Source organism: Coraliomargarita sinensis (genome assembly GCF_003185655.1).
Lineage (GTDB): Bacteria > Verrucomicrobiota > Verrucomicrobiia > Opitutales > Coraliomargaritaceae > Coraliomargarita_B > Coraliomargarita_B sinensis.
The window spans coordinates 186,838-198,409 of record NZ_QHJQ01000004.1 but is presented as its reverse complement, the minus strand read 5'-3'; the positions used below and the strand labels follow the sequence as shown (position 1 = coordinate 198,409).

Annotated in this window: 8 protein-coding genes; 5 read left to right on the top strand and 3 right to left on the bottom strand. The window is 54.7% G+C overall.

The window, feature by feature from the left end:
• Positions 1-60: 60 nt before the first annotated feature.
• Positions 61-1,098, top strand: coding sequence for a LacI family DNA-binding transcriptional regulator (locus DDZ13_RS07510; protein ID WP_110130821.1), 1,038 nt, complete (start codon positions 61-63; stop codon positions 1,096-1,098).
• Between the two features lie 65 nt (positions 1,099-1,163).
• On the opposite strand, the gene DDZ13_RS07505 is transcribed toward DDZ13_RS07510, so the two are convergent.
• Complete coding sequence (locus tag DDZ13_RS07505; RefSeq protein ID WP_233246114.1) at positions 1,164-1,832, bottom strand: PEP-CTERM sorting domain-containing protein; 669 nt, start codon at positions 1,830-1,832, stop codon at positions 1,164-1,166.
• A 320-nt stretch (positions 1,833-2,152) separates the two neighbouring features.
• Here DDZ13_RS07505 and DDZ13_RS07500 point away from each other — a divergent pair, with 320 nt between their 5' ends.
• The 3 genes from DDZ13_RS07500 to DDZ13_RS15630 all read left to right on the top strand — a co-directional run bounded on the left by DDZ13_RS07500 (position 2,153) and on the right by DDZ13_RS15630 (position 6,672).
• A complete protein-coding gene (locus DDZ13_RS07500) occupies positions 2,153-2,923 on the top strand; it encodes a PEP-CTERM sorting domain-containing protein (protein ID WP_110130819.1) in 771 nt (256 codons plus the stop codon).
• 338 nt (positions 2,924-3,261) lie between these two features.
• Positions 3,262-4,848, top strand: coding sequence for a 4-alpha-glucanotransferase (gene malQ / locus DDZ13_RS07495; protein ID WP_110130818.1), 1,587 nt, complete (start codon positions 3,262-3,264; stop codon positions 4,846-4,848).
• 54 nt (positions 4,849-4,902) lie between these two features.
• Positions 4,903-6,672 (top strand): MFS transporter, encoded by a 1,770-nt coding sequence (locus DDZ13_RS15630; protein WP_199221079.1) that lies wholly within the window; start codon positions 4,903-4,905, stop codon positions 6,670-6,672.
• Between the two features lie 128 nt (positions 6,673-6,800).
• On the opposite strand, the gene DDZ13_RS07485 is transcribed toward DDZ13_RS15630, so the two are convergent.
• Entirely contained in the window at positions 6,801-8,759 is a 1,959-nt protein-coding gene (locus DDZ13_RS07485; protein ID WP_110130817.1) for an alpha-amylase family glycosyl hydrolase, read from the bottom strand.
• 133 nt (positions 8,760-8,892) lie between these two features.
• A complete protein-coding gene (locus DDZ13_RS07480; RefSeq protein ID WP_110130816.1) occupies positions 8,893-9,504 on the bottom strand; it encodes an inorganic diphosphatase in 612 nt (203 codons plus the stop codon).
• Between the two features lie 94 nt (positions 9,505-9,598).
• On the opposite strand from DDZ13_RS07480, the gene DDZ13_RS07475 reads away from it, so the two are divergent.
• Positions 9,599-11,530 (top strand): hypothetical protein, encoded by a 1,932-nt coding sequence (locus tag DDZ13_RS07475; RefSeq protein ID WP_146209290.1) that lies wholly within the window; start codon positions 9,599-9,601, stop codon positions 11,528-11,530.
• The last annotated feature ends 42 nt before the right edge of the window (positions 11,531-11,572 follow it).

Genomic DNA, 11,572 nt, shown 5'->3' with positions numbered 1-11,572 from the left:
TTGAACTGTTGAATAATTGCTTCGCTTGCTCAATATCCGGCGTATTGTTCAACTGTTTAAATGGCCAATACCCCTGATCGCCGCCCCAATATGCAGCAAATTGCCGACGCCGCCGGTGTCAGCAAGTCAGCTGTGTCACTCGCCCTGCGCAACGATCCGCGTATCTCGGAGGCAACCCGTTTGCGTATCCAAAAGACGGCTCAGGACTTGGGCTATCGCCGCAATCCGGTGGTGGACTCCCTGATGACGCAGTTGCGGGCCGGTCGGCAACCTTCCTTCCAAGCGAATCTGGGATTGATCAACTGTTCTCCCCTGAAAGACCTCACGCAGAATCATACTTTCCGCCGTTTGCGCGAGGGGGCTTTGCGGCGTGCTGAAGAACTCGGCTACGGGGTGGAGGAATTTTGGCTGCAGCAACCCGACATGCGCCCCGAACGTTTGCGACAAATCGTGGAGACGCGGGGGATCCGTGGTCTGGTTTTGATTGCGGCCCTGAGCCCGGATACGATTGGTGAAGGCTACGTGAAATTCTGGTATGACTTTGCCTGCGCCGTGGTGGGGGTAACCCACCTGAAAAACGATCTGAACTGCGCTTCCAATGACCAATATCTTACGTCACGTAATGCGGCGCTCAAAGCAATTGAGTTGGGCTATCGACGTCCCTTATTGGTTGTGCCGTCCGCCGACGATGCGCTGCTGGAGGATAAGTTCAGTGCCGGGTTTTACAGTGGGGCCCGCAGCCTCCCGGTGAAAAACCGCTTGGATTTTGTGCCCTTCGATTTAAATACACCGGGCAAGGCCACGGCCCGTATTCAGAAGCTCAAGCCGGATGTGGTTATCACCAACAAGGTCGAGGTCTATGATGCCTTGATCGAGGAGGGGATACGCATCCCGGATGACTTGGGCGTGATCCATCTCGATTGGCACGACGGCATCAGCCATCTCGCCGGGATGCGCCAAAACAACCGCGTGGTGGGCAGTGCCGGTGTCGACCTCGTGGTCGGACAATTACAAAAGAATGAATATGGTTCCCAGCAATTTCCCAAGGTGGTTCAGATCGAAAGCGTCTGGATCGATGGGGGGAGTGTGAAGCTGTAGGTGAGTGGAAAATAAAAAAGCCGTTGGATTTCTCCAACGGCTTTTAGAGTAAATTGTCAGAACGCTCAGACGCCGCGTCGACGCACAGCTATGTAGATAAAACCAAGGAAGCCAGCGATGAGCGCGAAGCTGCTCGGCTCAGGCACGACCTCAAGTGAATTAAAATATTGGTCATGTCCTCCAACCCCGTTGCTACCGGCATTGAAGTTGAATATGCGAATTTGGCTAATGTCAGAAGCAGCCAATGTCAGGTTGGAGTTCGTAATGGCTGACCCGCCAATGGAAAGGGCATATTCGTTACTGGCAAGTTGGGTAAACTGGAACTCGAGAAAATTATTATTCGACCAGCTTGAATTAACAAAGCTTGTGGAAGGCCCGGTAATGTCTTCCTGTCCTCCAGCATCGTTAATTTTCCAGGAGTCTGTAGAACCTCCAATATAGTAGGTCTCTAAACGGTTCGTTCCGGAACTGTTTTGTAAGCCAAAACCTACAGTGCCTCCAGTGTCGATAAATCCAAGCGATATATCAATGGAAACAGTTTCCCCGACACCAAGCGAACCACCAAAGGTATATACATTCGCTGCTGTTTGATTGCTGTTTGCATACAATCCCCAAGCGTCCCCGTTCACATCGAGCCCAGTCCCAGACGAGCCTATGAAACGACCATTTTGGCTGGCTGTGCCTGAAGTGTTTTGCTCGGTCCAACCGGTGAAGCCATCTGCATCAGCATTCACGTTAAACGCGGAAATTTGTGACTGGGCAGTGCTAGCGATTAAGAGAGAACTAATACTAACTAAAGCTAGGCTAACTATATTGAATGAGGTAATGCGCGAGATCATGAGGAATTTAGATAAGTGCATGGGGGGGGGGGGTCGAAAACGTGACCAATAAATAATCACCGAGTCGCGATTTAAATCGTTTTTAAATTCAACAGTTCAATTGAAATTCGAAGTCACTTCCGTTTCTGTTGTGCGCATGATTCAACTGTCTACTATCCGATGGTTTCCGTTTGAAGGTAAGATGGTTAGGTTGATTATGTTCTTCTTTTTATCCCATGAAAAAAACACTCCTAACACTTGCTTCTCTGGCGCTCGTCACGGGCGTCACTGCACAGATTGCCGATATTGCTTCCAACGCCGCCTATGATGACGGTTGGCAAAACGGAGACAATGGCGGTACCGGTTTCGGTGCCTGGGACCTCACGAATAATAATAACAACGGGACTGATGTTTTCGCTGGCTATTTTATAGGAGATTCAACTGACGGGGCCGCTGACATCAACACCGGCGGTGAATCTTTCGGGATCTACGCCAATCCCGGATCTGCATTTGCCACGGCCAACCGCTCCTTTACATCCGCTCTTTCCGTCAATGATCAATTTACGATCAATTTGGGAGTCAACTTTGATAACGGTAACAAAGGTTTCAATCTCAGGACGGGTGGTACGACTGCCTTTGGTCTGAACGTCGGCGGTGGCGCTCAAGTGAACACTGCATTCACCAATAATCCTTCAACGGCAGTTTACGACTATGGCGGTGACGCTTTGCTTCAGGCGGTGATAACCGTGATTTCCGCGAATTCGCTTTCTTATGAAGTAAGCCGTACTTCCAGTCAGGGCACGCAAGACGTTTTATTTTCAGGTACCGTCACCGGTATTAGCGGTGCATTGGATAATATAGAGCTCTACAACAGCGGGACTGATAGTGGTGATGCGCAGAATAATCTTTATTTCAACAACCTGTCCGTAACTCAAGTGCCCGAACCCAGTACTCTGGCTCTCCTCGGTGGACTCTTGGCCATGATATGTTTGCGGCGTCGGTTTTAGAAACTGCACGTCTCATACTTTTATCTGAGGCCGGACATTTCTGTCCGGCTCTTTTTTGTCTTTATTATCAATCCTCTTTGACGTTGCGCCAGCAAGGTCGAAATGCCACACGTGCCGACCAATCGGGCCTTACCTTTCACAAGTTCGTATTACACGGACAGGAATGTCCGCGCTCCGTTTTCCCAAGTCACGTGATCCGCAGGGTCATCGTTCAACTGTCAAATCAGCTAGGGTTAGCGAATCGGGCGAGGAGCAACTGTATTCGCATCACTATTTTCAAAGCTTTATTTTCAGGTCCTGTGTCTCACCTGTAAGGCTTCGTTAAAAAATAAGTTACCATGCCCAAGCTTTTCCATCGTGACTGTGGCCTCCTGCTGCACCCGACATCGTTGCCGAACGATTACGGAGTTGGCGATTTCGGCCCCTGCACGCAACAGTGGCTGGAGGTTCTGGCGGAGCATCATCAAAGTCTCTGGCAGATTTTACCCCTGAACCCGGCGGGCTACGGTGATTCACCGTATCAGGGCTTATCGGCCTTTGCGGCGAACCCGGCGCTGCTGAGTCCGGAGCATATTCATGCGATCGGTTTGATCACGGATGAGGAGCTGGCTTCGCTGCGTATGCCTTGTTGGGATACGGTCGATTACCCTCAGGTCTATCAAAACAAACTTAAGCTCGGGCGACTTGCTCAGACCGGTTTTTCCAAGCTCATTCCGGAGCATCCCCTGCGTGAACAATATGAAGCCTTTTTAAAGGAAGAGTCGGACTGGCTCGAGGATTTCGCGATCTATTATGCCCTGAAAAACCGTTTTGACGGAGTCGCCTGGACGGATTGGCCGGAGGATTTCCGTGATCGTGATCCGGTGGCACTCGATGCCGCCTCCAGCGAGTTGGCCCCGGAAATCGGGCGCGCCAAGCTGGAGCAGTTTCTCCTGCGCCTGCAATGGGACGAAGTGCAGCGGACGGCCCGGAAACTCGGCATACGTATCGTCGGTGACCTGCCGATTTTCGTGGCGCACGACAGCGTGGATGTCTGGTGCCACCGTGAACTCTTTCGTTTAAACGAAGACGGAAGTCCTTCGGTGGTAGCCGGCGTGCCCCCCGACTATTTTTCCAAGACCGGCCAGCTTTGGGGCAACCCGCTCTACAATTGGGAGCGTCACCGCGAAGACAATTTCAGCTGGTGGCGTCGCCGGCTGCGCAAGATTTTGAGCTGGGTCGATGTTGTACGGGTCGATCACTTTCGAGGTTTTGAAGCTTTCTGGGAAGTGCCGGGTGGGGCAGCAACAGCGGCTGACGGAGTTTGGGTGAAGGCACCCGGAAAGGACATCTTTGAAGCCTTTGTGGACGACTACGGTTTACCGCTTCCGGTGATTGCCGAGGACTTGGGAGTGATCACACCGGAAGTGACCGCCCTTCGTGACGACTTTCAATTACCCGGCATTCGCGTGCTGCAGTTTGCTTTCGGCACAGACCCGATGCGTGATACTTTCTTACCCGAGTCTTACGAGGACAATTGCGTGGCCTATACCGGCACTCACGATAACGATACTGTCGTGGGTTGGTTCAATAGTAAGCCCGGCAATGGCAGTACCCGCAGTGCAGAGGAGATCGAATCCGAAAGGAATGCGGCCATGAGCTATTATGGCGGCGACGGTTCCCGGATTCACTTGGACTTCATCCGCAGTCTCTATCGCTCTGGATGTTCAGCTGCGATCGTGCCGGTTCAGGACGTGCTTGGACTCGGTTCGGAAGCCCGTATGAATACGCCCGGGGTTTGCTCGGGCAGCTGGCGCTGGCGCCTTGATTCTTTGACCCCCTTGCTCCCGGAAATAAATGAGCTGGCTGAACTGACCCGCTTAACCCGCCGTGGCCTACAGGCGGATCGGGCAGCCGAAGGAGGGCAATTCTGCTCGTCAAAATAAACCTAACCACAGACAATTCAGTCAAGCTTTAGCCCCCCCCCAAAAAAAACTATCATGCAACGACCCAAGCTATCTTTTTGGCAAATCTGGAATATGAGCTTCGGCTTTTTCGGGATCCAGTTCGGATTCGCCCTGCAAAATGCCAACGTCAGCCGAATCTTCGAAACCCTCGGCGCGGACAAGCACGCCATCCCGCTCTTGTGGATCGCGGCGCCTTTAACCGGTTTAATCGTACAGCCGATCGTCGGTTATTTCAGTGACCGCACCTGGTGCCGGCTCGGGCGCCGGAGGCCGTACTTTCTCGGCGGTGCGGTGTGCGCCTCGCTAGCGCTGACGGTTATGCCGAATTCACCCTACCTCTGGATTGCGGCTGGGATGCTCTGGATCATGGACGCCTCGATCAACGTCTCCATGGAGCCTTTCCGTGCCTTTGTCGGTGACATGCTGCCTTCCGAGCAGCGCACGAAGGGCTTTGCCATGCAGAGCTTTTTTATCGGCGCCGGTTCGGTCATTGCCTCGGCATTACCCTACATGCTGACCAACTGGTTCGGGGTTTCCAACGTCGCCCCCGAGGGTGTGATTCCCGATTCCGTGAAATGGTCCTTTTACCTCGGCGCCGCGGTTTTTCTGGCCGCAGTTCTCTGGACGGTCATTAAGAGCAAAGAGTACAGCCCGCAGGAGTTGGCTGCTTTTGAGGGGGCCGATGTTGCGGAAGACGAATTGGCCGTACGCGCCCGCATGGAGAACGAGAGTGCCGCTGCCGATGCACGCCTGAAGAAGAAAGCCACGCACGGCCCGATTTTCCTGATTGGGGGGCTCTTGCTCACGGCCGCGGTTTATTTCAGTGGATGGGAGAAGGAGCTCTACATCGTAACCGGGGGCTTTTGTGCGCTTGGCGCCTTGCTGCTCATCTCAGTGGCCCTGCAAAAGAAGGGCTCCACCAAGAACGGTTTGGTCGTGGTGATGAACGATCTCTACGCCATGCCTAAAACAATGAAGCAACTGGCCGCGGTTCAGTTCTTTTCCTGGTTCGCGCTTTTTTCCATGTGGATCTACACCACGTCCGGAGTGACGAGTCATCTCTACGATATGCACCTGACCGTCGATGAGGTGGGGGCACTCGAGCAAAGTGCAGCGGTGATCGAGGCCAAGGGGGTCAATCCGGATTGGGAGGCCGCTTACAACGGAGTGCTTCGTGACCTCGAGAGCTACCGCTCGGACTTTGAGGCGGGGGCCGATGAGGTCGTCGGCAGCATGCGCACGGTGAACTTTTTCATCAGCTACGGGGAAAAGGGCGACCTGCCGGCTGCACTTGGCGAGCGGCTGACTGTGATTCGTAAAGAGTATAACACCGGGGCGGACTGGGTCGGTATTGCCTTTGCCGTATACAACGGATTCGCCGCACTGGTGGCCTTCGCGTTGCCGGTTTTTGCGAAATGGACGAGCCGCAAGATCACGCATGCGGTTGCACTCATCTGTGGCGCGCTGGGTTTGGCTTCGGTCTATTTTCTGCCGGGGCCGAACTGGATCTTACTCTCCATGCTCGGTGTGGGGATTGCCTGGGCGAGCATTCTCTCCATGCCCTATGCCATTCTCTCCGGGGCGCTGCCTGCGGAGAAGATGGGACTCTACATGGGGATCTTTAATTTCTTTATTGTGCTCCCGCAGATGTTGGCCGCGACGATTCTGGGACTTCTGGTCACTGGTTTGTTTGGCGGGCAAACGGTTTTGGCTCTGATGCTCGGAGGGGCTACATGGGTGGTCGCCGCCATTCTGACGCTGTTCGTGGATGATGTGGATGATCCTGACCGGGTGGAGGCGTGACGGCCGGTGGGATGGCCATCCCCTCGGGGTGTGCTCGTCACCACCCGCGTTGTTGCGGCTAAAGATCTTTCGTTAACGCTCACGAAATTTCGCGGGCTTCCCAAAGGAAAGCCCCTACGTGCATTGACCTATTCCTTTATCACTCGAAACAAGTGGAAACTCTCCGGGTTCGCCTTGATACTGGCTTTCGGTTGATCCCCCTCCCAAACGAGCTCCACTGATGCGGTGTCGCCTTCATCCCGAAGGAGGGGAACCCTCTCCAACCGCTCGCCCGGTTGAAGAAGCGGCGCACCGGAGCTATCGATCAGTTGCATCCGGTGGCCGGGAATCGAGGTGCTGGCTTTTTTGTCGCTTGCATTCATCACCACGACGACCGGTGCGGCATCCCGGCCACCCCGCGCAAAAGCGAAAATGCCATCGTCCGTTTCGGCGGCAGGGCTGTCCACCCAGAGCGGTTGAATCTCGAAGCCATGCAGCGCTGGCAGAGTCTGCCGCAAACGGATGAGTTCAGCCATGGCTTGAAAGTGCTCGTCTTGGGGATTCTCCTCCAGCGCTTGTGGATTATCGGCGCGGATGTATGTCATACGTCCGGTTTCGGCATCCTCGTTGGGCCCGGCGAGTTCGTCCTGCAGAGCGGTCTCACTGCCGTAGTAAAGGCAGGGAATGCCGGGCATTGCCAGGGTGAGTGCGTTGGCGAGAAAATGCCGCGCTTGACTCACACCCCGCACCCGGAAGCGGTTGATCCCGTCATGGTTTTCCACGAAGTTGACGATTTTCTCTGAGGCATTGAGACCATCCGGGCCAGCGGTCTGATTGTAGTAGGGGCGCTCACGCCCATCTTGCGGCCTCGAACCTAGAGCCCGGATGGCATTTTCGATACCGTGGGCTGTACCGAAGCTGTCGTTGCCTGTTCGCAGATAGCTGCGCACGGCGTAGCAGAACTGAAAGTTGAGCAGCGAGTCGATGGCTGGTCCCTGTTCCTCGGGCCAATCGCTGCGGTAAGTATATTGGCCGAGCGCTGCCGGATTGCCGTCGTAGACTTCTCCGAAAAGGATAAGTTTCTCTGCTTGCTCTGCTCCGAGTCGTTCACGCAGGCGATGGGTGAAGGCATCCCAAAAGCCATGGTGCACGTGCTTGACCGTATCGATGCGGAAACCGTCCACCCCGATGGTTTCAATATAGAACGCATAGATTTCCACGAAGTCGTCGACCAGCGCATCGAAGTGCGGACTGTCCGGAGCGGTATTGAAGTCCCGCAGCGAAAAGAAATCACACAACACTTCTTCGCCGTTCGAGGCACCCAGGCTTCCGGGCGACATGCCCTTGCGACCATAACTGGAAAGTTGGGCTAGGCTACCGTTTAAGGGCAAGCGCTGACCGAGAACGGTTTGCGTCGAGCCGGGTTCGGTGCGCGCCAGATTCCACTTCGGGATGTCAGTCCAAGCGGCATTCCCGTACCTGCTGGAATCGTTGTAAGGCTGAATCCACTCGCTCTTGAGCTGGTGGTCGAAGGCGTCGTTCCCATTGGCGTCATAATAAAAGACCGGCCCGGCATGATTACAGACAATGTCCTGCACGATCTTGATGCCTTTACTGTGGGCCCGTTCGACGAGATCCTTGTAGTGCTGCATCCGTCCCTCCCGTGAGTCGGGATAGTTTACGTGTCCGTCCAATGAGCGCTTCGACACAAGGTGGGGATCAATGTCGAGAAAGTCCTGTGCCCAGTAGCCGTGGTAGCCAGTTTTTGGCGCATCGTGCAAATCGAATGAAGAATTCCAGACGTTACGCACCGGCGGGGTGATCCAGATGGTGGTAACGCCGAGAGCATTAAAGTAGCCACTTTCCAGTGCGAGCTCGAGTCCTCGAAAGTCACCCCCGTGATATCGGTCGATGTGGGCCTGCGCCGGATCGTAGAGTAAAGGATCACTACCTTCGGGGCGGTTGTTGGACGGATCGCCATCAAAGAAACGATCGGTCATTACGAAATAGATGACATCCTTATTCCAGGGGCGCTCAAAGTCCTGTTTCGCGCAAGACGTTTGCAGGCTTAATATGAAGACGGTAAAGAGGTAGAGGTAGAAATTCATGCAGGAGTTGTTAGGCAGACGAATGTATCAGGTCGGCCTCGGCAATGACCGAAGCCGATCAACAGTTTACTGCTTACTGGAAATGGAGGGCGCCGGCTAAAAGTATTGCATCGGCTTAGCGAAGTGTAAGGGCTTATGCAAACTGCTTGGTGTAATCTTCCAGTGAAGCTTCGAGTAATTGCATGGCTTTTTTGCGGTCGCAGCGCCCCTCAATCTCGACTGGATTTTCGCGTCCGCGTTCGACCTTGTACTGCCGGAAGTAGTGCTCCAGTCGATCAATCAAGCGCGGCGGCACATCGCTGAGATCCTGGATGTTTCCCCAGAGAAGGTCACCATCGAGTACCGCGATCAGTTTTGGGTCGGCCATACCTGAATCAAAAGTCAGGAACCCGCCCACGATGCGTGCGTTGAGAACGACTTCGGAGCGGGTGATCTCGTGCTCGCAGAGCACGCAGATGTCCAGGGCATCGCCGTCACCCTCCACACCCTCGCGGACCTGGTTGCCGGTCTTGCTGCCGCAAAGGGTCTTGGGAATGAAGCCGTAGGGGACAGGTGGCAGGCTGGAATTACGCTGCGGACGGTCGACGCAGAGATAGCCAGTGTCAGGGTCGACCTCGAACTTGATCCGGTCATACTGTGTGACTTCGATAAAGGCCCGCACGGTGCCTGCGTGATTTGTCGCCGGTTCAATACCATGCCAGGGGTGGGGTTTGTAAGGCTGAAAATTATGTTTTGAATGGTCCACGGATAGCGAGCCTAGGAATCCAACCGTTTTGCTCAAGACGGATTCGTTGCCGAGTTTTGTTGCCGAGTTATGGAAGGTGTATCAAGCTGCGCGAATGTCTTTATCCCTGATGTTCAATACAAAGTCTTTTTGCCTCGAAATTCGCAAAGTCAATGTCTGCTGCTTCGCGGTCATGGCGCTGGCACTTTCCGCCGGAGCAGAAGTCGATTATTACGAGCCATATCCCTTTGGCGACGATTATAACAAAGCCCGGAATTCCGACAATCTCGCGACGGGTAAGTGGTGGGAGTTGCAGGGAAAAGAGGCGAAAAGGGCGGGGCAGTGGTTCCGGGAGCGTCCGCGTAATGAAACACTGGCTTTTGCGCTCTACACTCACGACAACGAGGTTCTGAAAATGACCGCGCAATGCTTTCCCCTGCTGCCGGACGAACCGAAAAAGATTACATTGGAGTTCATGCGTGACGGTGAATGGGTTGCCGTAGATACGAAGCCTGTGCTCTATCCGGGCTGGGATTGTCAATTCAGAGTCGAAGGCTGGAATAACCGGGTCGACGTCCCGTACCGCTTGCGCCTGGGCGACTTGTCTTCATTTGAAGGGCTCATTCGCAAGGATCCGATTGACAAGGAAGTCATCGTGGTGGCCTCGATGTCCTGCAATTCGCCCAGAGATATGCAGGGCGATACACGGCATGAGATTGTCAGCAAATTGCTGCAGCAGGACCCGGACCTTCTCTTTTTCGCAGGGGATCAAAATTACACGCACGACGAAGCCACCTACGGTTGGCTGCAATTCGGTGTGCAGTTTGCCGAGCTGATGAAGGACCGGCCTACAATTTGTATTCCGGACGATCACGATGTGGGACACGGCAACCTTTGGGGCGAAGGCGGGCGGCACAACCCCAAGGCCAACTCAACCGGTGCCGGTTATGCCTATCCGGCCTCCTTTGTGAACATGGTGCAGCGTCAGCAGACAGCAAACTTACCCGATCCTTTTGACCCGGAGCCGGTCAAGCAGGGGATCACCGTTTACTACACGGACCTCACTTTGGGAGGGATTAACTTTGCCATTCTGGAAGACCGAAAATTCAAGTCGGGACCCGGCAACGTACCTAAAATGGGACCCCGTCAGGATCATATCAACGATCCGGAATATGACCGCGCTGCGGTCGACCTGCCCGGGTTGAAACTACTGGGCGAGCGACAACTCGATTTTCTTGACCACTGGACACGCGATTGGGAGGGGGCCGAGCTGAAAGTCGCGCTTTCCCAGACTGCCTTCTGCGGTGCCGTCCACCTGCATGGTCATCCAAATAATCGACTGTTGGCCGACCTCGATTGCAACGGCTGGCCCCAGTCCGGTCGCAATCGCGCTCTGGAACGACTGCGTGCGGTGCGCGCAACGCACCTCTGCGGGGACCAGCACCTCTCGGTCATGGTCAAACATGGAATTGAGGACTACCGGGATGGCCCGTACGCCTTTACCAGTCCGGCACTGGTCAACACCATCTACGGGCGTTGGTGGCATCCTCTTGAAGAGGCCGAACCTGTCGAACCGGCAATCGAATCGTCTCTTCCCTGGGTAGGAGACTATCGCGACGGACTGGGCAACCGCATCACCATGTTGGCTTATGCCAATCCCGAAGATCGCAGTGATGTGAAGCAGCGTGGTGATGGCTATGGCATTGTCCGGTTCAACAAGGCGAGCGTTGAAGCTACCTTTGAGTGCTGGCCGCGCTTTGCGAATTTGAAGCAGGGCGACCGTGCCCAGTACGAGGGGTGGCCCATGAGGCTCGATCTCGCGCAAAACGATGGTCGGAAACCGGTCGCATATCTTGATGAAGTCGAGTTACCGGTAGAGAACGCGGTGGTTGAATTAACCGAGGCCAAGAGTGGAGCACTGGTCTATTGTTATCGTGTGAAAGGGGCCAGGTTTAAGGCACCGGTATACGAGCCCGGGGTGTATACGCTTCGCGTGGGTGAGGACCGGCCGGAACTTGTCCTGCTGGAGAGCGAGACCATACCTTGAACTTCCGTCGCACAGGCGTCCCGACTGTGCTGAGGCTGACGA

Excerpts from the sequence above, each read along its gene's own strand:
- DDZ13_RS07510 (WP_110130821.1), top strand. The coding sequence starts at position 61 with ATGGCCAATACCCCTGATCGCCGCCCCAATATGCAGCAAATTGCCGAC.
- DDZ13_RS07500 (WP_110130819.1), top strand. The coding sequence starts at position 2,153 with ATGAAAAAAACACTCCTAACACTTGCTTCTCTGGCGCTCGTCACGGGC.
- malQ (WP_110130818.1), top strand. The coding sequence starts at position 3,262 with ATGCCCAAGCTTTTCCATCGTGACTGTGGCCTCCTGCTGCACCCGACA.
- DDZ13_RS15630 (WP_199221079.1), top strand. The coding sequence starts at position 4,903 with ATGCAACGACCCAAGCTATCTTTTTGGCAAATCTGGAATATGAGCTTC.
- DDZ13_RS07485 (WP_110130817.1), bottom strand. The coding sequence starts at position 8,759 with ATGAATTTCTACCTCTACCTCTTTACCGTCTTCATATTAAGCCTGCAA.
- DDZ13_RS07475 (WP_146209290.1), top strand. The coding sequence starts at position 9,599 with ATGTCTTTATCCCTGATGTTCAATACAAAGTCTTTTTGCCTCGAAATT.